The 22,700-nt window shown below is 73.8% G+C and carries 22 protein-coding genes and 1 pseudogene; 11 read left to right on the forward strand and 12 right to left on the reverse strand.

Annotation, left to right across the window (positions count from 1 at the left end; translation table 11 throughout):
• Positions 1-120 (forward strand): annotated as a pseudogene (locus tag LZ495_RS30715) (IS5/IS1182 family transposase); the annotation flags it as partial.
• Between the two features lie 29 nt (positions 121-149).
• On the opposite strand, the gene LZ495_RS30720 reads toward LZ495_RS30715, so the two are convergent.
• Positions 150-1,004 carry a GNAT family N-acetyltransferase gene (locus LZ495_RS30720; RefSeq protein WP_235056216.1) on the reverse strand — a complete coding sequence of 285 codons (855 nt, stop codon included), beginning with the start codon at positions 1,002-1,004 and terminating at the stop codon, positions 150-152.
• A gap of 103 nt (positions 1,005-1,107) precedes the next feature.
• Entirely contained in the window at positions 1,108-1,863 is a 756-nt protein-coding gene (locus LZ495_RS30725) for an SDR family oxidoreductase (protein WP_235056217.1), read from the reverse strand.
• 221 nt (positions 1,864-2,084) lie between these two features.
• Between LZ495_RS30725 and LZ495_RS30730 the strand changes: the two genes are divergently transcribed.
• Positions 2,085-2,456: a hypothetical protein gene (locus tag LZ495_RS30730; RefSeq protein ID WP_235056218.1), complete on the forward strand. Its 372-nt coding sequence runs from the start codon at positions 2,085-2,087 to the stop codon at positions 2,454-2,456.
• An 83-nt stretch (positions 2,457-2,539) separates the two neighbouring features.
• Complete coding sequence (locus tag LZ495_RS30735) at positions 2,540-3,763, forward strand: glutathionylspermidine synthase family protein (protein ID WP_235056219.1); 1,224 nt, start codon at positions 2,540-2,542, stop codon at positions 3,761-3,763.
• Here the strand turns inward: LZ495_RS30735 and LZ495_RS45040 are convergent.
• From LZ495_RS45040 to LZ495_RS30750, 3 genes are all read right to left on the reverse strand, one after another.
• On the reverse strand, positions 3,739-4,782 hold the full coding sequence (locus LZ495_RS45040; protein WP_235056220.1) for an AraC family transcriptional regulator: 1,044 nt from the start codon (positions 4,780-4,782) through the stop codon (positions 3,739-3,741). The two genes, LZ495_RS30735 and LZ495_RS45040, sit on opposite strands and share 25 nt — an antisense overlap.
• 11 nt (positions 4,783-4,793) lie before the next feature.
• On the reverse strand, positions 4,794-5,309 hold the full coding sequence (locus LZ495_RS30745) for a hypothetical protein (RefSeq protein ID WP_235056221.1): 516 nt from the start codon (positions 5,307-5,309) through the stop codon (positions 4,794-4,796).
• A gap of 129 nt (positions 5,310-5,438) precedes the next feature.
• Positions 5,439-8,450 carry a helix-turn-helix transcriptional regulator gene (locus LZ495_RS30750; protein WP_235056222.1) on the reverse strand — a complete coding sequence of 1,004 codons (3,012 nt, stop codon included), beginning with the start codon at positions 8,448-8,450 and terminating at the stop codon, positions 5,439-5,441.
• Positions 8,451-9,142: 692 nt separating this feature from the next.
• Here LZ495_RS30750 and LZ495_RS30755 point away from each other — a divergent pair.
• Positions 9,143-10,276, forward strand: coding sequence for a DUF1214 domain-containing protein (locus LZ495_RS30755; RefSeq protein ID WP_235056223.1), 1,134 nt, complete (start codon positions 9,143-9,145; stop codon positions 10,274-10,276).
• Positions 10,277-10,480: 204 nt separating this feature from the next.
• Positions 10,481-11,089, forward strand: a complete 609-nt coding sequence (locus tag LZ495_RS30760) for a L,D-transpeptidase (RefSeq protein ID WP_235056224.1) — start codon at positions 10,481-10,483, stop codon at positions 11,087-11,089.
• A 72-nt stretch (positions 11,090-11,161) separates the two neighbouring features.
• Here LZ495_RS30760 and LZ495_RS30765 read toward each other — a convergent pair whose 3' ends face one another.
• Positions 11,162-12,100 carry a LysR family transcriptional regulator gene (locus LZ495_RS30765; protein ID WP_235056225.1) on the reverse strand — a complete coding sequence of 313 codons (939 nt, stop codon included), beginning with the start codon at positions 12,098-12,100 and terminating at the stop codon, positions 11,162-11,164.
• 205 nt (positions 12,101-12,305) lie between these two features.
• On the opposite strand from LZ495_RS30765, the gene LZ495_RS30770 reads away from it, so the two are divergent.
• Both LZ495_RS30770 and LZ495_RS30775 read left to right on the forward strand, forming a co-directional pair.
• On the forward strand, positions 12,306-13,685 hold the full coding sequence (locus tag LZ495_RS30770; protein WP_372498669.1) for a family 1 glycosylhydrolase: 1,380 nt from the start codon (positions 12,306-12,308) through the stop codon (positions 13,683-13,685).
• A 28-nt stretch (positions 13,686-13,713) separates the two neighbouring features.
• Entirely contained in the window at positions 13,714-14,298 is a 585-nt protein-coding gene (locus LZ495_RS30775; RefSeq protein ID WP_235056226.1) for a TetR/AcrR family transcriptional regulator, read from the forward strand.
• Here the strand turns inward: LZ495_RS30775 and LZ495_RS30780 are convergent.
• Positions 14,295-14,585 (reverse strand): hypothetical protein, encoded by a 291-nt coding sequence (locus LZ495_RS30780; RefSeq protein ID WP_235056227.1) that lies wholly within the window; start codon positions 14,583-14,585, stop codon positions 14,295-14,297. The two genes, LZ495_RS30775 and LZ495_RS30780, sit on opposite strands and share 4 nt — an antisense overlap.
• 94 nt (positions 14,586-14,679) lie before the next feature.
• The gene (locus LZ495_RS30785) at positions 14,680-15,504 is read right to left on the reverse strand and encodes an ATP-grasp domain-containing protein (protein ID WP_235056228.1); all 825 of its coding nucleotides are present in this window, start codon (positions 15,502-15,504) and stop codon (positions 14,680-14,682) included.
• 97 nt (positions 15,505-15,601) lie between these two features.
• On the opposite strand from LZ495_RS30785, the gene LZ495_RS30790 reads away from it, so the two are divergent.
• Together LZ495_RS30790 and LZ495_RS30795 are read left to right on the forward strand one after the other, a co-directional pair.
• Complete coding sequence (locus LZ495_RS30790; RefSeq protein WP_235056229.1) at positions 15,602-16,378, forward strand: HipA family kinase; 777 nt, start codon at positions 15,602-15,604, stop codon at positions 16,376-16,378.
• Positions 16,375-16,770: a DUF3037 domain-containing protein gene (locus LZ495_RS30795; RefSeq protein WP_235056230.1), complete on the forward strand. Its 396-nt coding sequence runs from the start codon at positions 16,375-16,377 to the stop codon at positions 16,768-16,770. Before LZ495_RS30790 ends, LZ495_RS30795 begins: the two co-directional genes overlap by 4 nt.
• 15 nt (positions 16,771-16,785) lie before the next feature.
• Here LZ495_RS30795 and LZ495_RS30800 read toward each other — a convergent pair whose 3' ends face one another.
• Positions 16,786-16,956 carry a hypothetical protein gene (locus LZ495_RS30800; protein ID WP_235056231.1) on the reverse strand — a complete coding sequence of 57 codons (171 nt, stop codon included), beginning with the start codon at positions 16,954-16,956 and terminating at the stop codon, positions 16,786-16,788.
• A 116-nt stretch (positions 16,957-17,072) separates the two neighbouring features.
• Positions 17,073-18,095 (reverse strand): helix-turn-helix transcriptional regulator, encoded by a 1,023-nt coding sequence (locus LZ495_RS30805; protein WP_235056232.1) that lies wholly within the window; start codon positions 18,093-18,095, stop codon positions 17,073-17,075.
• A 114-nt stretch (positions 18,096-18,209) separates the two neighbouring features.
• Here LZ495_RS30805 and LZ495_RS30810 point away from each other — a divergent pair, with 114 nt between their 5' ends.
• Both LZ495_RS30810 and LZ495_RS30815 read left to right on the forward strand, forming a co-directional pair.
• The gene (locus LZ495_RS30810) at positions 18,210-19,625 is read left to right on the forward strand and encodes an MFS transporter (protein WP_235056233.1); all 1,416 of its coding nucleotides are present in this window, start codon (positions 18,210-18,212) and stop codon (positions 19,623-19,625) included.
• 186 nt (positions 19,626-19,811) lie between these two features.
• The gene (locus tag LZ495_RS30815; protein WP_235056234.1) at positions 19,812-20,618 is read left to right on the forward strand and encodes a hypothetical protein; all 807 of its coding nucleotides are present in this window, start codon (positions 19,812-19,814) and stop codon (positions 20,616-20,618) included.
• Here LZ495_RS30815 and LZ495_RS30820 read toward each other — a convergent pair.
• Together LZ495_RS30820 and LZ495_RS30825 are read right to left on the reverse strand one after the other, a co-directional pair.
• A complete protein-coding gene (locus LZ495_RS30820) occupies positions 20,615-21,196 on the reverse strand; it encodes a GNAT family N-acetyltransferase (protein WP_308268668.1) in 582 nt (193 codons plus the stop codon). The genes LZ495_RS30815 and LZ495_RS30820 overlap by 4 nt on opposite strands.
• A gap of 93 nt (positions 21,197-21,289) precedes the next feature.
• Positions 21,290-22,585, reverse strand: coding sequence for a glycoside hydrolase family 25 protein (locus tag LZ495_RS30825; RefSeq protein ID WP_235056235.1), 1,296 nt, complete (start codon positions 22,583-22,585; stop codon positions 21,290-21,292).
• Positions 22,586-22,700: the final 115 nt, after the last annotated feature.

Below are 22,700 nucleotides of genomic sequence, written 5' to 3' on the forward strand. Positions count from 1 at the left end.
TGGCTCCACGGCTTCCGCCGCCTACGGATCCGCTGGGAACGCCGCGACGACATCCACGAAGCCTTCCTCGCCCTCGCCACCTGCCTCATCACGCTCAGGCACGTACAACGCCTTTGTTAGGACCACTAAGGCCTGCTACCGCGCGTCTGCTAGGCGTCCTGCTGCGGCTCGGCGATCATCGCGGTGCCCACCCGCCGGAAGCCGAGTTGCCCGTAGAGCCGGGCCACGTCCTCGTCGCCGGCACTCAGGAACACCAGGTCCACGCCGCTCTCCAGGGCGTCCGCGACCAGGTGCCAGGTCACCGCGGCGCCGAGCCCCTGGCGGCGGGCGTTGGGCAGCGTCCCGACGCCGACCACTTCGGTCACCGCGCCGCGCGGCTGGTGGCTGCCGACCGCCAGCGGGCCCTTCGCGCCGTACGCCGCGAAGGTGACGGTGCGCCCGGTGCGCAGGCGTTCGCCGACGTACCGCAGTTGCTCGGGCCGGTGCCCGGGAGCGGCGGCGTCGCGCAGTTCGGGGCCGCCGAGGCCGACCGCGGTGCCCGGCTCGGAGAACGCCACCGCGGGGACGCTGTGCACCACGGCCAGGTCGAGCGCGTCGTGCGCGACGCGGCGCACCTCGACCTCGGTGGCGGGCTCCGGGCGCTCGGCGGCGCGGAACTCCTCGGTGTCCAGCACCATCAGCGGGTGCGCGTGCACGTGGAGGCCGGACCGGGCGGCGGCGTCGCGCAGCCCGGGGGTGGTCTCGTGCACCCACTCGAAGGCTTCCGGCAGGCCCAGTTCGCGCTGCCGCAGGCGGACCGCCGCGACGTCGCCGAGGGTGGGCTGGGCCGGGTGCCCGGGCGTGGGCCGGGCGTAGAAGGGCCAGCCGTCGCCGTCCTGCAGGAACAGCGTCAGGGAACCGAAGTCCTCGGGCGGGACGGCGCCGCGCGGGGCGGCGTCGTAGTAGGCCTCGAGGCGGTCCAGCAGGTCGCGGGCGGCCGCGCTCGTCTCCGTCATCTCGGTCATCACCTGCCATCCAACCGGAAGCCCGGCGGGCCTTCCACCGGAAAGTCCCGGACGCGCGGTGCGGGCGGGTGCGGCGGCTGTGCCGTACCCGCCCGCGACCGGGTCAGCGGCCGCCGTGGACCGGGACGACCGCGCCGGTGACGAACGCCGAGGCGTCGGAGAGCAGCCACATCACCGCGTCGGCGACCTCCTCGGCGGTGCCGGCGCGGCCCATCGGGATCGACGAGGCCTTCTCGGCAAGCCGGTTCGGGCGGCCGGCGCCGGCGTGCAGGCCGGTCTCGATGAGGCCGGGGGCGACGGCGTTGACGCGGACGCCCTCGGCGGCGACCTCGTGCGCGAGGCCGAGCGTGAGGGTGTCGACGGCGGCCTTGGTCGCGGCGTAGTGCACCCACTCCCCCGCGCTGCCCAACTGCGCGGCGCGCGAGGAGATGTTGACGATCAGCCCGCCCTTGCCGCCGTGCCGGGTGGACATGCGGCGGACCGCCTCGCGGGCGCACAGCATCGCGCCGACGACATTGACGTCGACGGTGCGCTGCACGGTGGCCGCGTCCAGTTCGTCGAAGCGGCCGTGCGCGCCGACCACGCCCGCGTTGTTGACCAGCCCGGCGACGGGGCCGCCGAGTGCGGCCTCGGCGGCGTCGAAGAGCCGCAGTACGTCGGCTTCCACGGAGACGTCGCCGGGCAGGGCCGCGGCCCGGCCGCCGGCCGCCTCGATGTCCGCGACCACCGCGGCGGCGCCGTCCGCGTCGCCCGCGTAGTTCACCGCGACCGCCCAGCCGTCCGCCGCGGCGGCGCGGGCGACCGCCGCACCGATGCCCTTGCTTGCCCCGGTCACGACGAGGGTTCCCCGGTCTGCCATGCGACTGCTCCCGTTGCTCGGTATTTGCGGGTGTTTGTCGTCCCGATCCAATCACCGGGTGCCTGGCAACCGGGGTGGTGGTGCCGGTAACGTCCTTGCACTCCGTACGGCATACCGCTGCGTATGGCCCGGCCCCGGCCGGCCCGTCCGGTCTCTGCCAGTCATCCGAGCGCCCGGAGACCAGCCCCGGACGCGCGACACGAGAAGGGTCCGGTGCACCCATGCCCCCGACTTCGGGGCGGCGCCTGCGGTCCGCGACCGTCGCGGCGACGATGACCCTCAGCCTGGCCAGTGCGCTGACCGGCTGCGGCGGCGGTTCGAAGAAGGCCGAGTGGGCGGAGATCTGCGTCCACCGCCAGAACCAGGTCCGGGCCTCGGACAGCGAGTGCGTCGTCGACCGGTCCGGTGCGCACGCCTGGTACTACATCCCGCGCAAGAACGGGAACTCCGTGCCGTCGATGAGCGGTTCGATCAGCCTGGTCAAGGGCGGCACGTTCGACCGCCCGCGCAAGGGCACGATCACGCGCGGCGGGTTCGGCACCATCAAGCAGGACAGCTCCAGCAGCGGAGGCGGCGGCGTCACGGGCGGCTGAGCACCGCTGCCCGCACCCGCCTCCGGCACCTGCCGACTCCCCCTCGCCCGATCCTCCCTTTCCCCCGTCCGGAGCCACCGCCCATGCAGCGCCTGCCCATCGCCCCCCGCCCCGACTGGCGCGACGTCATCGAGTCGCAGGGGATGCTGTACTCGGCGACCCGCCTGGACGACGGCGGCGAGGTGCCGTACTGGTTCGAAGAGGCTTACTACAGCTTCTCGGTGGACGAAGTGCTGCACCTGGAGGAGGTCACCCGGGAGCTGCACGAGATGTGCGTGGCCGCGGCCCGGCACATCCTGGACCGGGGCAGCCTGGAGGCGTTCGGCCTGCCGGAGGAGGCGCGCGACTACCTGCGGCTCACCTTCGACGAGGAACACCCGAGCCTGTACGGGCGGTTCGACCTGGCGTGGGGCGGCACCGGCGGTGCGCTGCCGCAGGTCAAGATGCTGGAGTACAACGCCGATACGCCGACCACGCTCATCGAGGCGTCGATGATCCAGTGGTTCTGGCTGCAGGACCGGTTCCCGGATCGCGACCAGTGGAACAGCCTGCACGAGCGCCTGGTCCGGGCGTGGGCCGCGATGAAGCCCCGGCTCCGCTCCGACCTGGTCCACTTCGCGCACTTCGGCGGCACCGACTTCGACGAGGAGTGGCTGACCGCGTCCTACATACGCGACACCGCCGACGAGGCCGGGCTGACCACGGTCGGTCTGGAGGTCGCCGATGTGGGCTGGGACGACGGAGCCCTGCGCTTCGTCGACTTGGACGAGCGGGCCATCGACACGATGTTCATGCTCTACCCGTGGGAGGACATGCTCATCGAGCCGTTCGGTGCGCACGTCCTCGACCACCCCCGCACCTGCACCTTCCTGGAACCCGCCTGGAAGGTCGTCCTTTCCAACAAGGCCCTGCTGGCCACGCTGTGGGAGCTCTACCCGGGCCACCCCAACCTGCTCCCCGCGTACCTGGATTCGCCCCGCGACATGACGTCGTACGTCGCCAAACCGCTGCACGGCCGCGAGGGCGACTCGGTGCGCATCGTCACGCCGGACTCCGAATACATCCACCCCACCGTCGAGTACGACGGCTCCGAGGGCTGGTGCTACCAGGAATACGCCCCGCTCCCGAACCTGGACGGCAACCAGGTCGTCCTCGGCTCCTGGATCGTCGACGGCAAACCGGCCGGCCTCGGCGTCCGCGAATCGGACGGCCCCGTCACGGACTTCTACGCCCGCTTCGTCCCGCACCTGGTCGACACCCCGGCCCCCGACGAGGCCGACCGTCAGCGCTGGCTCGAGGAGGACTGACCCCCGTCCCGGCCGCGGGCGCGAAGGGCGGACGGGGTCGTGGACTGCCAGCGGAGCATGGCGCGGCGCAGGGTGCGGGCGTCGGTGTAGCCGAGTTTGGCGGCGACGTCGCGGAGTGGCAGGTCGGTGTCGCGGAGCAGGGCGAGGGCCTGGCGTTCGCGGGCGGCTTCGACTTCGGCGCGCCAGGAGGTGCCGAGGGCGGCGAGCCGGCGTTGCAGAGTGCGGCCGCTGGTGCCGAGGCGCTGCGCGACGCGGTCCAGGGACACCTCGTCGTCGCGGAACGCGGCTTCCAGGGCGGCGGTGAAGCGGTCGTGGCCGGTCGGGACGGTGCGGGTGGCGGCGAGGGTGCGGTCGGCGTGGTCGCGCAGCACGCGGTCGAGGCCGGGCTGGCTGCCGGGGAGGGTGCGGACGACGTCGTCGAGGAGGAGCGTGACGGTGTTGGCCTCGGCGCCGAACTCGATGTTGCGGGTGCCGAAGTGCTCGGCGTGCCGGCGTATTCGGGTCGGGGCGCGGTGGGTGAGGGTGAGTTTGAGCGGGACGAGCGGTGCCCGGGAGGCCTCGCGGGCGCGGCGCAGGAATATGGCCAGGGCCATGAGGTCGAACGCCTCGGCGACATCCGGTGTGTCGACGGTGACGGATTGGCGGATCGTGTAGAGGCTGCCGTTCTCGCTGCCCTGGATGCGGGTGTCGGCGTCGCCGACGAGGTGGAGGTAGTCGACGGCGGTGGCGATCGTGGTGCGCAGGTCGGGGCCGCAGGTGGCGAGGTAGTCCCAGAGCCCGAACGCTCCGACGGGGGCGGCGTCCGCGGCGCGCAGGGCGACGTGGGGCCCGGATGCGTCGACGATGAGCTGCTCGCACAGGGCGACCACCGATGCCATGGGCACGCGGATGAGGTCGTCGCCCAGGTCGCGGGGGGCGAGGCCGGGAAGGGCGTCGAACCGCGGCGAGTCGCTGCCCGATTGGCGTACGAGCGTGCGGAAGTGCCGCGCGCAGTGGGCCGATGCCGTCCATGTGTGCACGGTCGGCGATCTTAAGGGCTGATTCGCGCCACTGCTCGGGTTTTCGGCCGCGCCGGCCGGCGCGGCCGCGGGGCGGTGCGTACGGGCAGCGCCACCGCTGCGCCGGCGGTCAGGCCGACGGTGGCGACCGATGCTGCGGCGAGTCCTGCGGCGATCTCGGGGTCCGTGCGCAGCAGGTACGGCAGGGCCACCATCCAGACCGGGGTGAGCAGAACGTAGATGCCGGCGAGTGCGGCGGTCGTGGTGGCGACGTCGTAGGCCGGGTGCCGGTGCCGGGTCGCGGTGCGGGCCCGGGTGATCCCGGCTGCGGCGGCTCCTGCCAGTGCGCCGAGGGCGGCGCCGAGCGGCACCTGCTCGGCCAGGTGGAAGTCGATGGCGATGGCGCCCGGGCTGCGCCACCAGTACTCCGCCTCGAGGCGGCCGACCACGAGGAAGGCCGCGGTCATGATGGCGCTTGCGGCGACGAAGGCTGCTTCGAGCCGCCGCCGCACTGCGGTGGCCGCGCGCGTCCGTCCGTCGGCGTCCATCGCCCCAGGAAACCGGGTGCGCGGCCTCAGGACAACGGGTTGGGGCGGAGTGGCAGTGCCGCGGGCGCGGTTTTCCGCCACTACGCGGGAAACCGGGCCTGTCTCTCCTCGGGGCGCGGTGCCCCGGGCTCAGGCCTGGTCGTCGACCAGGCCCAACCGGTGGGCCAGGGCGGCCGCTTCGCCGCGGTTGGCGACCTCCATCTTGGCCAGGATGTTCGACACGTGGACGCTTGCCGTCTTGACGCTGATGAACAGTTCCTCGGCGATGCGCCGGTTGCTGTGGCCTTGGGCGAGGCGGGCCAGGACCTCGCGTTCGCGCGGGGTCAGGGATGCCGCAACGCCGTTGCCGGTCCCGGGGCCGACGGGCGAGGCGTCGGCAGCGTGCGGTGCGGACTCGTCGGCTGCGGCTTTCGCGGCGAGGTCGACGCCGAGGCGCCGGGCGAGGAGTTCGGCTGCGTCGCGCAGCGGGACCGCGCCGAGGCCGGCGGCGGTGGCGTGTGCGGCTGCGAGGGCCTCGGCGGCCTCCGGGCGGCGGCCCGCGGACGCGTACGCGGCGGCCAGGTCGAGCTTGGCGCGGGCCTGGTAGTACGGCTTGGTGGTCCGCGACCAGGCGGCGTCGGCCTGCTGCCAGCGGGTGACGGGGTCGGGAATTCCGGTGGCGTCGTCGAGCAGCGCGGCGGTGGTCGCGGCGTAGGCGGCGTCCAGCGGGCAGTCGATGGCCATGCTTGCCGCGAGGTCGCGGATCACCTGGACCGCGGACGCGGAGCCGTCCGGTGCCTCGTCCGGGCCGGCGGCGGTGCCGCCGAGTTCCGCTTCGGTGCGGGCAGCGTCCGCGGCCAGCGGCCAGCCGTAGCGCTGGTGGCCGACCAGGATGCCCTCTTCGGCCTGGGTGCGGGCGAGTTCGCGGGCCAGGGCGAGGTTGCCGGCCTCGCGCGCGGCGGCGATCTCGAGGCCGCGGTGCGGGATGCGGCCTTGCGGTTCGAGGTAGCTCTCGGAGTCCGTGACGTGCCCGCGGGCGCGGTGCTTGGCGGCGGCTTCGGTGTCGCCGCGGTAGGCGGCCAGCTGCGCGAGGATGCGTTCGAGGTGGGACGTGATGCGCATGCCCGGGTTGAGCGCGCTGGCGTCGGAGGCGACCTGGTCGGCCTCCGCCCAGCGGCCCAGCGAGAGAAGGCTCTCGGCGAGGTTCCCCGAGGTGAACCCGGTGAGATGGCGCTGGCCGCGCTTCTTGGCGATCTCCAGGGCGCGGACCGCGACCTCGACGGAGTCCTCGTGCCGGCCCAGGCCTTCGAGGAGCGAGGCGTGGTTGGCCAGGACGTGCACGATCAGGTCGGGGCTGTCGACGTCCTCGGCGAGCCGGATCGAGTCCCGGCCGGTCGCCTCGGCCTCGTCGACGTCGCCGCTGTTGAGCAGGAACCAGGCGAGGGTCTTGGAGACGTCCGCCTCGGCGGCCCGGTCGCCGGATGCGCGGGCGATCTCCAGCGCGTCGCGTGCGTCGCCCACCGCGTCGGCGACGTGGCCGTCGAGCAGCCGGGCGCGGGCGATCTGGATGCGTACCGAGGCGTGCTCGGCGGACACCGGGACGCGGGCCAGGAGCGCTTCGGCCTTGCGGAGTTCGGCGAAGCCGTCGGCCCGTGCGTGGTTGCGCAGCAGCAGGGCGCGGGCGTGCCAGAGCATCGCGGCGCGGCGGGGTTCGGCGTCCGCGTCGACGATGTCGAGGGCTTGGCGCAGCAGGGCGAGGCCGCGGTCGGCACTGCTGTGGTAGCGGGCCGCGGCGGCGGCTTCCTCGAGGATGTCCAGCTGTGTGGTGCCGCTCAGTTCCGCGGGGTCGGGTAGGCGTTCCCACATGTCCAGGGCGCCGTCGAGGAGGCGCAGCTGCTCGCCGAAGGCGTAGCGGTCGCCGGCTTGGCGGGCGGCGGCGAGGAGGGCGGGCAGGGCGCGGGCCGGGTTCTCCGCGGCCCACCAGTGCGCGGCGGCGCGGGCCACGGCCTCTTCGGTGCCGACGAGGTCCGGGAAGTCCTCCAGGATCTGGGCGAACGCGGCGTGTCCGCGCATCCGTTCGCCGGGCAGCAGGTCGTCGGTGGCGGCCTCGCGGACCAGGGCGTGCCGGAAGGTGTAGCCGTCGCCGTCGCGGGCGGGGGCCAGGACGTAGGCGCCGATGGCGGCGCGCAGTGCGGTGTCGAGAGTGTCGGCGTCGATGCGGGCGTGCCGGGCGGCGACCTCGGCGAGGAGCCGGTGCGGGACGGTGGCGCCGCCGATGGCGGCGAGCCGGACGACGCGCTGGGCGCTGTCGGGGAGTTGCTCGATGCGGATCAGGAGCAGGTCGCGCAGCGAGTCGGAGAGCCGGGTCAGTCGCCCGTCGCGGACGCTGCCGGCGAGCTCCTCGACGAAGAACGCGTTGCCTTCGGAGCGGCGGTGGACCTGCTCGGCGAGTTCGGCGGACGGTTCGCTGCCGAGGATGCCGCGCAGCTGGTCGGCGACCTGGCCGCGGGTCAGGCGGGCGAGGTCGGCGCGGCGTACGGTGCGGACCCGTTCGAGTTCGGCGAGCAGCGGCCGCAGGGGGTGGCGGCGGTCGATGGCGTCGGCGCGGTAGGTGGCGACGAGGAGGACGCGGGCGCGGCGCAGGGTCCGGACCCAGTACGCGAGCAGCTCGCGGGTGGCCGAGTCCGCCCAGTGCAGGTCCTCGACCGCGATCACGAGGGTGCGGTCGGCGCTGAGCACCTCCAGGAGGTGCAGGGTGAGGTCGTAGAGCCGGACCCGGTCGGCGCCGTCGCCGTCGCCCGCGGGCCGGCCGCCGGGGACGAGTGCGGGCGCCAGGCGGGCGAGGTCGGCCTCGCGCCCGGCGGCGGCCTGGGCGAGGCGGTCGCCGAGGGCGCTGTCGAGCATCCGCAGCGCCCCGGCGATGGGGGCGAACGGCAGGGAGTCGGCGCCGAGCTCGATGCAGCCGCCGACTGCGGTCACCGCGCCGCGGCGGTCGGCCGCGGCGAGGAACTCCTCGAGGAGCCGGGTCTTGCCCACCCCGGCCTCACCGGCCAGCAGGACCACCGCGGGGGTGCCGCCGTCCGCGGTACGCAGCGCCTCGTCGAGGAGGGCGAGTTCGGGCGCGCGTCCGACGAAGACGGGGCTGACCGGGTTGAGCGACATGTCGGCGAGCATGCCATGCGCTGCATCAAACGGGGCAAGCCACCCCGACACACATCCGCTCCGCGCGGACCGCGGACGCGAGACGAGGCAACCACCGCCATCCCGAGCGCGGGAGACGCAGAACCGCAGCCCGCAGGGGAACGGGAGTTCGCCGGAACGGGGCGGCATGAAGACGGGCCTGTGGGGAGGAGGACTCAAAGCACGGCGGGCAACAGACGCGGGGACGGAGGCTCGACGGGACAGGGGTGGGCGCTTGGCGGGGAGCGGGCGGGGGCCCGGCGAAACGGCGAGGCGCAGGACCACGGGACGGCAAAGCCACGAAACTGCGCAGCCCCGACGCGGCGGGGTCGAGGGCCCGGGCTGGCGGCTGGCGGCTGGCGGCTGGCGGCTGGCGGCTGGCGGCTGGCGGCTGGCGGCTGGCGGCAACGTTCTCCCCAGCACCGCAGGCGCGGCAAGGAACGCGTGGACCAGCGGGCCAACGCAGCACGCGGGGGGCGGGCGACGCAGCGAGGCCACCCGGAAGCGCGGAGCCACGAGGCGGCGAGGCGGCGAAGGGAGCCCTCTCCCCTCCCCCTCCTCAAATAGGACGTTGGATTACCCACTCCCCCGTTGTGTCTTGTGAAGGCAATCCCCCCGCGATAGGAACAGGCATCGTGATCATGCAGGTCTCCGGGGCGAGTTGGGGGCAATCGATGGATGCTGTGGGCGAGGCGTACCGCGAGCTGCTCGATGCAGCAGCCGGGCTGGATGCCGACTGGGCGGCCAAGGTGCCGGACGGGCAGGCACGGCTGGAGGGCTACCACTGGGCGATGTCGCTGCTGTCGATCGCGCAGGACGTGTTCGTGAGCGCGGATGCCGCGCGGCCGCGGTTCGTCGACATCGTCGGGCCGTACCGCAAGTTCTACGGCGACAACCCGGACGCCTTCTACCAGTTCGCTCCGCTGGATCCGGCGCGCGGCTACCGGGTGACCGGGCGGCGCGGGGATGCCGTGTACCTGTCGCTGACCGTGTACGGGACGGCGCTGGACAGCACCGGGGACCGGATCGTCGACACGGACCGGATCGTCGGCCTGGTCAACGACCGCGACCTCGCCTTCGACGCGGACGGCAGGTTCGAGATCGTGCTCGCCCCCGCGCGGCCCGCCGGGTACACGGGTGCGTTCGTGGAGCTCGTCCCGGAGACGGTGTGCGCGATCACCCGCGACTACCTGACCGACGCGGTCGAGGGGCGGCGGGTCGAGTGGCGCATCGAACCGCTGGGCGCGGACGCGGGGTTCGCCGCCGCGCCGACCGGGCACCGGCTGGACGCGGAGGACCAGGCCGAGCGGTTCCGGGCCGCGGCGCGGTGGGTCCGGCGGCACGGGCAGATGTTCCCGTCCACCGCGCACACCCCCAACACCGTGGCCGAGCCGTACCCGGTGCCGACCGTGACGCGCGGCTGGGCGGCGGGCGATGCCTGCTACGCGTCCGGGGCGTTCGCCCTGGACAAGGGCCAGGCACTGGTGGTGCGCGGCCGTTCACCCGAATGCGTGTTCTGGAACGTCTGCTTGTGGAACGGCTTCCTCACCACGTTCAACTACGAATACCGCGACACCGAGCCGGTCTCCCTCAACGGTGCGCAGGTCCGGTATGAGCCGGACGGCTCCTGGACGGTGGTGATCGCCCACGAGAACCCGGGCCGCCCCGAGTGGCCGAACTGGATCTCCACGGCCGGGCACGGCTCCGGGATCCTGTGGTTCCGCTGGTTCCTGGCCGAGGCCCTGCCCGAGCGCCCGACGGTCGAACTCGTCGAACTTGCCGAACTGGCCGACCCGGCCGGGGTGTAGGAGCCGAATCGACCTCGTGCGGCGTGCAACCACGGCTCGGACATAAGCGTCGGAATGGATGCGGGCAGGGTGGCACGGGGTACCGATCGCCTTGGTCCGCCCGGGTGAACGCCGAGATGCGCCATCCCGGGACCGGCCGTGATCCTGGATGCCTGCCCGCGCCCGCGCGGCATGCGTCCTCCGACCGACTCGAGCAGGAGACCCATGGCAGTCCAGCGAATAGCCCGACGCTCCGACCGCTCCTCCGATGTCGGCGACGATGACGGTGCAGGCGGGTACGACGCCTCCTCCGCGTCCGGCCCCGACAGCGCTCCGGGTCCCGGGGCGCGCGGCCTGCGCAGGCCGGTGCGGCGCCTGCTGCTGTCCGCCTCGCTGGCCGGCGCGCTGCTGATGGCGCTGGCTCCGGCGTCCGAGGCGGCCGCGCCGAAGAAGGCGTCGAACCCGTGCCCGCGCGGCTACGTCCGCATCGTGTGCGTGGACCTGAACAACCAGCAGCTGTGGATGCAGGACAAGAACGGCAAGCGCACGTTCGGCCCCGTTCCGATCCGCAGCGGCCGCAAGGGCTACCCGACCCGCACCGGGCTGAAGAAGATCTACGTCAAGCGGGTCAAGGACTGGTCGTACCTCTACAACGTGTCGATGCCGTACTCGCAGTACTTCGACGGCGGCCAGGCGTTCCACGCGTACGCGGGCAACATCTACAGCCAGCCGGGCTCGCACGGCTGCGTGAACATGCGGTACTCCGATGCGAAGCGCCTGTACTCGCTCACCAAGACGGGCGACCGCGCGTACATCTGGGGCAAGCGCCGCTGACCAGGCGTCCCCCGGATGCACCCCGAGGGCGGGGGCGGGCTGCAGTTGCGGCCGGCCTCCGCCCTCGGCGTGTCAGCGGGCGGGGCCGGCGCCGTCCCCCGCGCCGGCGCCGGAGTCGGTGTCGAAGACGACGGAGCTGCTGATGCCGCGCGCGAAGCGGTAGAACGCGCGCACCTCGGGCCGCATCGGTTTGCGCGTGGTGGCCAGTCCGATGCTGCGGTGCAGCGGTGGGTCGAAGGACCGCATGCGGACCACCGCGTCGAATTTGGCGAGGAGTTCGCGGTACCAGAGCATCGAGCCGAGCCCGCCGGCCACCGCGGTGAGCCAGGCGGCGCGCTCGTCGGTCTCCAGGACGACCGCCGGCTGCACGCCTTCGGCCGCGAAGAACTCGTCGTAGTCGGTGCGCCGGGCGCTGCCGCGGCCGGGCACGATCAGCCGCAGGCCGTGCAGGAGGTGCCGGGGCAGCGGGTCGGGCAGGTCGACGTCCGGCGGCGAGACCAGGACGACCTCGTACGGCCGGATCAGGTCGATCTCGAGGTCGGGCGGGACGGGCAGGTCGGTGAGCCCGACGTCGATGTCGCCGTTGCGCAGTGCCTCGTGGACGGGTTCGCGGCCGCCGTAGGTGACCACGTCGACGGTGATGCCGGGCAGGTGCCGGGCGAACCGCGGGGACAGTGCGCTGATCATCTGGATGGCGAGGGCGGGGCTGGTGCCGAGCCGCACCGGGCGCGATGCGGCCGCCGCGGCGGCGGCAGCTGCGCGGCCGCGGCCTTCGCCGATCGCCGCGACGCCGGCCAGCACGCGGTGCGCGAGCAGCACCACGCTCTCGCCTTCGGGGGTGAGCCGGGCGCGCCCCTGCGCGCGGACGAGTAATTGGACCTTGAGTTCGCGCTCCAACGACTGGACTGCACGGGTGATGGCCGGCTGGGCGGTGAACAGTGCCTCTGCGGCTGCCGAGATGCTGCCGTGCTCCACGATCGCGATGAGGTAGCGCAACTGCTGGAGAGTCACGCGCGAGAACTTAGCGAGGCGAAGCGGAGGAAGGGATGCCGGTCCGGGACAAAAGTTGGTAACGGGAGCGGTCGTGCGGGGGCGCCGAGTGGCGCGGCCGGGCGCGGCGGTCCTGCGGGCAGGGCTATGCCGGAGCGGGGCGGGCGGGTACGCTGCCTCGAAAACCGTTCAATGAACGCTTTTCGAGAAAGCGCGAGGGTCCGCCTTGAGCACGTCCGGCAGCACCGCACCCGACACGTCCTGGCTCACGCTGCCCGCGGGGTTCCGCTGGCCTGCCGGGTTCCTGTTCGGCGCCTCCACGGCCCCGCATCAGGTCGAGGGCAACAACACGTCCAGCGACATGTGGGCGTTCGAGCGCGCCGCCGGGCCCGGCCATCCGCTGCTCAAGGAGCGCAGCGGCGACGCGGTGGACAGCTACCACCGCTGGCCGGAGGACATGGACCTGCTGGCCGGACTCGGCTTCTCCGCCTACCGGTTCGGCATCGAGTGGGCGCGCATCGAGCCGGAGCAGGGGCACGTCTCGCGCGCGGCCGTCGCGCACTACCGGGCCATGGTCCGCGGCGCGCTCGACCGGGGCCTGACCCCGGTGGTGACGCTGCACCACTTCACCTCGCCGCTGTGGTTCACCGCCCGCGGGGGCTGGACCGCCCCGGACGCCCCCGAGTTGTTCGCGGCGTACGCGACCACCGCGGCGGAGATCCTCGGCGAGGGCGTGGAGTACGTGGCGACCCTCAACGAGCCGAACATGATCGCGGTGATGCAGGGGTTCCTGCAGGCGGCCGCGTCCGGCGCCGCGGACCCGTCCGGCAGCGGCAGCGGCACCGACCTCGCCGCCGCGGCCGCCGCGGCCGCCGACCCGGAGGTGCCCGACCGGCACATCCCCGGGCAGGAGCACGGCGCCGTCGCGCACGGCCTCCCGGCCCCGGACCCGGCCGTGACCGAGGCCCTCATCCGCGCGCACCGCGCCGCCCGGGCCGCGCTCAAGGCCGCCGACCCGCGCCTGAAGGTCGGCTGGACGGTGGCCAATCAGGTCTACCAGGCGGAGCCTGGTGCCGAGGCCGCCGCTGCCGCGTACTCCGGGCCCCGCGAGGACGTGTTCCTGGCGGCCGCCCGTGAGGACGACTGGGTCGGCGTGCAGGCGTACACCCGGACCCGGATCGGCCCGGACGGCCCGCTGCCGGCCCCGGCCGACGCCGAGCGGACGCTCACCGGCTGGGAGTTCTACCCGCCCTCGGTCGGCCACGCGATCCGGCACACCGCGGGCATCGTGGGCCCGGACGTCCCGATCCTGGTCACCGAGAACGGCATCGCGACCGCGGACGACACCCGCCGCGTCGCGTACACCTCGGGCGCGCTGGCGGCGGTGGCCGAGGCGGTCGCGGACGGCATCGACGTGCGCGGCTACCTGCACTGGTCCGCCCTGGACAACTACGAGTGGGGCTCCTACCGGCCGACGTTCGGGCTGATCGCGGTGGACCGCGAGACGTTCGAGCGCACCCCCAAGGAGTCCGCCCGCCTGCTCGGCGCACTGGCCGCCGCGGCCCGCACCGCCCCGACCGACGCGCCGGACGCCCCGGCAGGCTGATCCGGGCGGGCCGGTTAGGGTGCCTCCCATGGCGAAACGGGGTCCCTACGAAAAGGGCGAGGCGAAGCGCCGCGAGGTGCTGCTCGCGGCGCTGGAGATCTTCGCGACCGAGGGCTACCGGGGCACGTCGCTGCGGAAGGTCGCGGCGCGGTGCGATCTGAGCCTGGCCGGCCTGATGCACTACTTCGCGTCCAAGGAGGACATGCTCACGCAGGTCCTCCGGATGCGCGACGAGGCGGCGAACACGCCCCGGACGGCGGAGCACTCAGTCCAGGACCACCTCGCGACGATCCGCAACAACTCGTCGACGCCGGGCCTGGTCGAGTTGTTCGTCTCGATGGCCGCGGCGGCCGGCGACCCGGAGCACCCGGCCCACGCGTTCTACGCCGAGCGCTACCCGGTCGTGCGCGAGCACGCTGCCCGGCTGCTGCAGACCGCCATGGACGAGGGCCGCATGTCGACCGCGGTGCCCGCGGACCGGGCGGCGGTGATGCTGCTGTCGGTGGCGGACGGCGTGCAGTTGCAGTGGCTCGTCGACCGCTCGATCGACATGGAGCAGCCGATCGTGGACGCCCTGGCCCTGCTCGGCTACCGGGCCGGCGAGGCCAATTAGTCCCGGAACTCGCGGCGGCACCAGAAGGACGGCTCCAGGCCCAGGCTCTTGAGCCAGGTCAGCTCGCCCCGGGTGACGATGTCCGTGCCCTGCGCGGCCAGCAGCGCGAGCACATCGTCGTCCGGGGTGCCGCCCAAGGCACCTAGTACAACCGGCACTTGGGCGGCGGCGACGGTCATGGCGTACTCGTACTCGCCGTCGTTGAGGTCCTGGCCGTCGATGACCAGGTCCCCGGCGTCGGTCAGCCGCGCGTCCACGTAGAGCTTGCGGGCGGCGTACATGCTCACGGTGCGGTTCCGGCTCATCGGCTGCCTCGCTCGTCGCGGTCCGGCCTCGTCAGGCGGTGTCCTGCGCAGGCTACCGCCGGACCGCGGCCCGCGGTCAGCGCACGACGGTCGGTGCCGGGCGGACGAAGGGGCGGTCGTGTGGCGGGAGTTCGACGAGTGGGCCGCCCGCGCGCAGGATCACGTCGAGGATCCGGTCCAGGTCGCAGGCGTAACCGCCGGACGCCCACGCGGCGTTGGCCTCGACGACCGCCCAGCCGAAGCCGTCGAGCCTGCCGACGTCGACGACGACCGCACTCGGCAGCGCCGCCGCCTGCGCGGCCAGCATGTGCGCAGCGAAGGCCAGGACCTCGTCCTGCTCCGCGCAGTCCTCGATCGGGGCGATGGCCAAGTCCCCGTCCACCGCGTAACGGCTCGCCGCCCGCACCTCGCCGTCGAGGACGAACAGCCGGTATTCGCTGCGGAAGGCCACCGCGTCGGAGATCAGCACCGCGGTGTCCGGGTCGGCGGCGTCCGGTCCCGGCAGCTGCGTGCCGTCCCGGTAGACGCGCGCCGCGAAGGACTTGTCGTTGGGCGGCTTCACGAACGCCGGGCGGCGCAGTTCCCAGGCCTCGGCCAGCGTGGCCGCGGTGATCCGCCGCCCGGTGAGGTCCTCGGGCAGCCGTGCGAGCCAGTCCTCGGGCGCCTCCAGCAGTCCCAGCGCCAGGTCCGCGGCGACCGCGTCGGCGAACAGCGGCCCGGCGTACACGTGCGCGCGCAGACCGGGCGTCCCGGCCAGGTCGGCGGGCACCGTCCACCCGGTCAGGCGCTCGGCCCGCAGCCCGCGCCGGTGTGCGGCGCTCACCAGTCGGCGGTCCGTGTCGGTGCTGCGCGGCGCGAGGACGAGTACGCGCGGGTCGGGGGCGGTGGCTTGCGTGGTCATGCACGGAGCATGCCGTACCGGCCCGGGACTGCGGCAACACTTTTGCGGGGCCCGCCCCGGGCGGCCGGGGGCCCGGGCGGCAGCTAGGCTGATCTTCGTGCTCCCCCTGGTCCATGCGATTCGCTACGTCACCCCGCTGCGCGAGGGCGGCTCTTTGCCCGGCATCGTCGAGGCCGACGATCTGGGCACGTACGTCGTCAAGTTCCGCGGCGCCGGGCAAGGTCCCAAGGTGCTCGTGGCCGAGGTCATCGTCGGCGAACTCGCCCGGCGGCTCGGGATGAGCGTGCCCGACCTGGTCCGGGTCGAGCTCGACCCGGTCATCGGCCGCAGCGAGCCCGACGAGGAGGTGCAGGACCTCCTGCGCGCCTCCGGCGGGCTCAACCTGGGCATGGACTTCCTGCCGGGCTCGGTCGGCTTCGACCCGGTGGCGTGGCAGCCCGATCCGGAGACCGCGGCGCGGGTGCTGTGGCTCGACGCGTTCACCAGCAACGTGGACCGGACGTGGCGCAACCCGAACCTGCTGGTGTGGCACGACCGGTTGTGGCTCATCGACCACGGCGCCGCGCTGTGGTTCCACCACGCCTGGTCGGCCGCCAAGGCCGCCGCGTCGCGGCCGTACGACGCCTCCGACCACGTCCTCGCCCCCACTGCGGCCGGCCATCTGCGGGACGCCGACAAGGCGCTCGCCCCGCAGGTCACCCGCGGGCTGCTCACCGAGGTGACCGGTCTGGTGCCGGACGCCTGGCTCGACCCGACCGACGCCGAGCGCACCCTCGGCCTGGACACGCCGGACGCGCTGCGTACCGCGTACGTCGACCTCCTGCTCGACCGCCTCGCCCAGCGCGAGGCCTGGCTTCCGGCGGACGCCGTATGACCACCGCCCCGCGCCCCCGCGAATTCTTCGAGTACGCCCTGATCCGCGTGATCCCGCGGGTGGACCGCGGCGAGTGCATCAATGCCGGAGTCGTGCTCTACAGCCAGGCGTTCGACTTCCTCGGCGCCCGCACCCACCTGGACGTCCCGCGCCTGTGCGCGCTGGACCCGAGCGCGGACTCGGTCCAGACGCGCGCGGCGCTGGCCGCGTGGGAGCTGGTCTGCGCCGGTGCGCCGGCCGCCGGTCCGGCGGGTGTCGAGCCGCTCGGCCGCCGGTTCCGCTGGCTCACCGCGCCGCGCAGCGCGGTCGTCCAGCCCGGCCCGGTGCACGGCGGCCTCACCGCGAATCCGGCCGCTGACCTGGACCGGCTGTTCGATCTGCTGGTGCTGTAGCGGGGATGCCGCGGGCTAGTTGTCCGTGACGAGGAGGACCGCGGTCACGATGGCCAGCACGCTCCAGCCGAACCACATCCACGGGATGCCGTCGTACACGGCGGTGTAGAGCGAGGCGATCGCGAGGTAGACCGCCGTGCAGGCGATGAAGCCGCGGCTGGTCGAGCTCGGGGTGACACCGGACATAGGGCCCTCCCCTGGGCGGCGGCGTCCTGCCAAGGGGTCCGGGACAGGGCCCCTGACTTGCAGGTTAGCGCGCCGCGGCGGGCCGCGGGCCGGTTCCGCGCAGGCGGGGCGCGCGGCTATCCGGGGGTGTGCGCCGGGGACGCGGCCGGGGAGGGCATCCGGACGTAGCCGTGGCCGGTGCAGCCCAGGCGCGGGTTCTCGATCAGCCGCAGGCGGGCGATGTTCTCGACGGTTTCGGCGTCGACGGGGGTGTAGACGCTGATGCGCGTCTCGGGGACGTCCAGGTGCATGTGGGTCACCGAGGTCCGCAGTTCGCCGACTTCGGGGTGGTACATGCGCTTGACGTAGGTGTCGGTGACGAGGATGTCCTGCCGGGCCCACAGCGCGGCGAAGCGCGGGCTGGCGTTGCAAAGGCGTTCGACGAAGGCCGTCCACGCCGGTTCGCCGATGTGCCGGCCGTACGCGGGGCGCAGGGCGGCGACCATCCGCGGCATCTCCAACTCCGGTTCCACGAAAGGCGAGCAGCAGTCGGGGCGGGTGAAGACGTTCCAGAGCACGTTGCATTCGCCGGGGCCGGCGGCCGCGACGCCGGGGAACATCGCGGCGTAGGTGAAGTTCCAGGCCAGCACGTCCCAGCGGGCGTTGTAGACGGCCGCGGGCAGCGGGTCCATGTGGTCGAGGATCGTCTGGACCTCGGGGCGCACCATGTCGCCGCCGTCGGGCAGGGCGACGGACGGGATGCCGGCCAGCCGGTAGAGGTGCTCGCGTTCGGCGACGTCGAGCCGGAGGGTGCGGGCGACGGCGTCCAGGACCTGGGCGCTGGCCTTGATCGGACGGCCCTGTTCGAGCCAGGTGTACCAGGTGACGCCGACCCCGGCGAGCTGCGCGACTTCCTCGCGGCGCAGGCCGGGGGTGCGCCTGCGGGTGCCGGACGGCAGGCCGACGTCGCGGGGCGTGATGCGTTCGCGGCGGCTGCGCAGGAAGGCCGACAGTTCGCCGCGGCGGACGGTCTGCCGGGAGCGCGGGGCGGACGGCTCGCCCGGGACGGGCACGTCGTCCGGGCGCACGACCTGGTCCGGCGGCCGGTACACCTCCGCCCGGTTCCGGGTCCGCTCCGCCAGCACCTCGACCTCGCTCATGCGCTCCATCCTCCCTGGCCGGACCGACGCGCGGCATGCCTGTGCCGGGTGCTGCCACTACCGGGATAACCGGGCTCCTGTTACGGGTACCGGCTGCGGGCGACGGTGGTGCGCATGACCGAAACGACCATCCCCCGCCCTGCCGCGCCCGCTTCCGGGCCGCCCTCCCCCGGCCGCCCCGGGCTGCTGCTCGCCGCGGTGCTCATCGGCCAGTTCATGGCCCTGCTCGACGTCTCCGTGGTGAACGTGGCCGGCCCGACGCTGCGGGCCGACCTCGACGCCTCCGGCGGCGCGCTGCAACTCGTCGTCGCGGGCTACACGATCGTGTACGCGGCGCTCATCGTGACCGGTTCGCGCCTCGGCGGCATGTTCGGCTACCGGCGGCTGTTCATGACCGGGCTGGCGGTGTTCACCGCCGCGTCGCTGGCCTGCGGACTCGCGCCGGACACCGGTTTCCTCATCGCGGCGCGCGGCATTCAGGGCGCGGGGGCGGCGCTGATGGTGCCTCAGGTGCTCTCCGTGATCCAGCGGCAGTTCCAGGGTCCGGCCCGGGCCAAGGCGCTGGGCACCTATGCCGCCACGATCGCGGGCGGTGCGGTCGCCGGGCAGATCCTCGGCGGTGTGCTGGTCGGCGCGGACCTGTTCGGGCTGTCCTGGCGACCGGTGTTCCTGGTGAACGTGCCGGTCGGCATCGCCCTGCTGGCCTGGGTGCCGCGGCTGATGCCGGACGACCGCGCCGATGTGGCGCGCAGCCTGGACCTGCGCGGTCTGCTGGTGGTGTCGCCGGCGATCGTGCTCCTGGTCGTCCCGCTGGTGCTCGGCCATGAGAACGGGTGGCCGGTGTGGGGCTGGGTCAGCATGGCGGCAGCCGTGGTGCTTTTCGCGGTATTCGTGCGGGTCGAACGCGATGTCGCAGGCAAGGGCGGGGCGCCGCTTGTGCCGGGTCGGCTGCTCCGTACGCCGGGGGTGTCCGCGGCGGCCGTGACGATGACGCTGATCATGGCGTCGTACGCGGGTTTCCTGTTCACCGTGGCGCTGTATCTGCAGGGCGGGCTGGGGTATTCGGCGCTGCACGCGGGTGCGGTGTTCGTGCCGGGTGCCGCGGCGTTCGCCGCGGTAAGCCTCAACTGGCAGAAGCTTCCTGCGCGTTACCACGCGGTCCTGCCTGCGGCGGCGCTGGTGCCGGTGGCCTTGGCCTACACCGGCCTGGCCTGGGCGCAGCACGAGCGCGCCGGGCAGGTCGCGCTGATGGCCGGGTTCGCGGCGGTCGGCGGGACGCTGGGGGCCGCGTTCAGCCCGGTGATGGCGCTGGGGCTGCGGCGGGTGGCGCCCGGTGATGCGCCGGACGCGAGCGGGGTGCTGGCCACGGTCACGCAGTTCGGGCAGGTGCTCGGGGTCGCAGTCTTCGGGACGGTGTACCTCGAGCGCTTGGACGCGGGGGCGGGTGCGGCCGCGTGGACGACCGGTCTGGGGCTGGCCGGCACGGCCTTGGCGGCGGCGCTGAGCGCGCTGCTGCTGCGCCGCGCATGAGCGGCCCGGGTGGTGGGCGGAGGCGGACGGCACGGATGAACGGCGTATGTGAACGGCCCCCGTGCGCCGCCGAAATTGCGGCCACCGTGCAGGTCAGGGGTCCGTAACAGTCCGCGGACCGGTGTCGACTCCCCCGCCCCGGTGTGCCGACAATCGGGCAGGCAATCGCGCGTTGAGGGGGCAACGGTGATGCGTGTCCAGGGAGTTCGGCTCGGGGTGGCGGCAGTCGCCGCGGTGCTGGTGCTGGTGTCGGCCGGGTGCACCGGGAGCGGCGGAGGGGGCGGGGGGCCGACCGGGGCCCCGACCAACGACATCGCCCGGGTGCTCGGCGGCGACACCGCGAAGCCCGATCCCGGCGGCGGCACACCCGCGGAGCCGCCGTCCTCTGCGCCGCCCGCCGAGGACATCCCGCGGGGCAGCGAGGCCATCGAGCTCGCGCACGGGCTGCCGCTGGCGCCTGCCGACTGGGGGCCCAAGTACCAGCGGCAGGACGGGTACGAGGACGCCTCGCTCACGCGGAGGACGCTCGGTGCGGACTGCAAGGCCTTCGAGGACGGCGACGAGCCGGGCGCGATCGCGGCGATGACCCGCTACACGCACGTGCCGGACACCGCGGGCGGTACGCAGATCTACGCGGTGTCCGGCGCGACCGCATACGACAGCGTGGCGCGGGCCGAGGCGGCCATGGAGTCCACCCGGGCGGACGCGGAGCGCTGCCCGGCCCGCACGCTCGGCAGTGGCGAACGGCTCACCAGCCTGAGCGCCACCGACCTCGAGGTACCGGATGCCGACGAGCTGATCGTCGTCGAGGCCACTTGGGTGGACGCCCGAGGCGACCGCAGCGCGCCGTACGTCCTGGTCTACGCCCGGCTCGGATCGGTCCTGGTCGCCACGCTTGCGGTCGACCTGGCGGCGAAGAGCGCGGAGACCACGCAGGATCTCGCGTTCCACGGCGCCGCGACGATGCTGGTGAATCTGAAGGCCCGCCTCTAACCGAGCGCGGGGCGGCCGCCGGAGCCCAGTCGGGTGCCGTCGAGCCGCTTGGCGAACAGGGTCGTCGACTGCAGCATGCCGGACGCGTCCTGGGCGAAGTCGGGGATCACGCCGCAGTGCGTCCAGCCTGCCGAGGCGTACATCTTCTCGGCGGGGCTGCCGGTCTCGGTGTCGAGGATGAGCACGGCGAGGCCGCGGCGGCGCGCCTCGGTCTCGGCTGTCTCCAGGAGGCGGCGGCCGAGGCCGCCGCCGCGCGTTCCGGGGTGCACCATGAGCTTCGCGATCTCGCCGCGGTGCCGGCCGTTGGGCATCTGGCCGCCGTGGTGGAGCTGGATGGTGCCGACGATGCGCTCGTCGGCGTCGCGGGCCACCCACATCGAGGCGGTGGTGGCCAGCACGATGTGGCGTCCGCGCCACCACTCCTCGGCGGCCGCGGGGTCCAGGGGTGCCAGGAACCCGACCGAGGCGCCGGCGTCGACGGTGGCCGCGAGGAGTGCGGCGAGTGCGGGGGCGGCGTCCGCGAGTTCCTCGGCGGCGAGGGGGCTGATGCGGCAGTCCTGAAGGGCGGGGCGGGTCACGGACGGTCCTCCTCGGCACGAGCGATGTCCGCCGCCATCCCACCATTGCGCGGGCGGGCGTGATCATCCGGGCCCGGGGAAGGGGCCCGCGCGCTACCCCGTCTCGCGGCCGTCCGGGCACGCTCCGGGTTCCGGTCCGGGCTCCGGGCCCGTGCCGTTCATCGCTCCCGGCAGGGAGACCTCGCGGCCGACCGGCCAGGCCGTGGCGGTGTCGTGCACGTTGGCCGGGGCGACACGCCCGGAATGGTCGGCGCGCGGCCCGCCGCGGTAGTCGTCGGGGGCGGCGGTGGGCGGGCAGCCGTCCGGGAAGTCCGGGGCGAAGTAGCCGGTGATCCGCGGGTCCTTGCGGCGGTAGGTGTGCGTGTACACGCCCCGCCCGGGGCCTGCGTCGGCGCCTTCGCGCACCGCGTTGCCGCCCTTGGTGGTGACCGTCGTGGGGGTGAACGCGACGACGATCTCGGCCTGCCCGCCGTCGCGCCAGTTCATCCACGCACCGAGGCTGGGGTACGCGGACCACTGCCCGCGGACCTTGGCCCAGGCGCTGAAGGCGTCGATGCTGTGGGTGCGCGGCACGATGCCGGCCAGGCCTGCGTCGTCGTACATGCACCAGGCGAAGACGACTGCCCATGGCACTCCGTCGCGTCCGAACTGCCGCCCCCAGCGGGTCCTGTTGGCAGTGCCCGGGGTGGCGGCCGGGGCCTCGTAGTCGCCGTCGGGGACCCACAGGACGTGCGCGACCAGACGCTCCCAGGAGGGCCGGATCGCGCGGGGCAGGGTGCGGCCCTGGCTGAGCAGCGGCACCGGGTGGTGGCCGGGGACCGCGGCGGGCGGCGCGGCGGCCCAGGCCTGCAGGCCGGCCTTGTCGCCGGCGAAGACGTTGGTGTCGAGCGGGTGGTCGGTGTACTGGTGGAAGCGCCAGGCGGCCTGGATGCGGGGCTCCCCCGCGGCGGTCTCGTAGTCGGCGATCCACAGGAAGTCGCCGCACTCGTCGTCGGTGCGGAACCACCAGTCGCGGTTCGCGTAGAGGCCGACCTTGTGGCCCGGGTAGCGCGCCTTGACCGCGGCCAGCCAGGCGTTCTTACGGGCGGTGCACAGCGAGTCCGAGACCCCTTGGCCGTACGGCTCGTAGTCGAGCGCGATGAGCTCGTGCGCCGGGATGTCGCCGACCGTGGCGCAGAAGTGCGCGACCTCGTCGTCCACGTCGTTCTCGGCGTGGAAGAAGTGGTAGTAGCCGAGGACCAGTCCGCGGCGCCGGGCGTCGGCCTGCTTGGCGCGCCAGTTCGCCTGACCGGTCCGGGCGCCCTCGCTGGCCTTGACGAACGCGAAGACCGCGTCGGCCGGGATCCCGGTCTGGTAGTCGGAAACGTCGTAGCCCTTTGCGTAGCCCACCGCTGCCCCCGCCCGGCCGACCCCGTCGGCGCATTCCGGCCAACCCACCCGTACGGCAGTGTGCTTCGGCCCGGCCCGGGAGGCACGCGATCGCGCCCAGGATCCCTCGAATGGA

This window comes from Yinghuangia soli (assembly GCF_021502675.1).
In the GTDB taxonomy this organism is placed as follows: Bacteria; Actinomycetota; Actinomycetes; order Streptomycetales; family Streptomycetaceae; genus Yinghuangia; species Yinghuangia soli.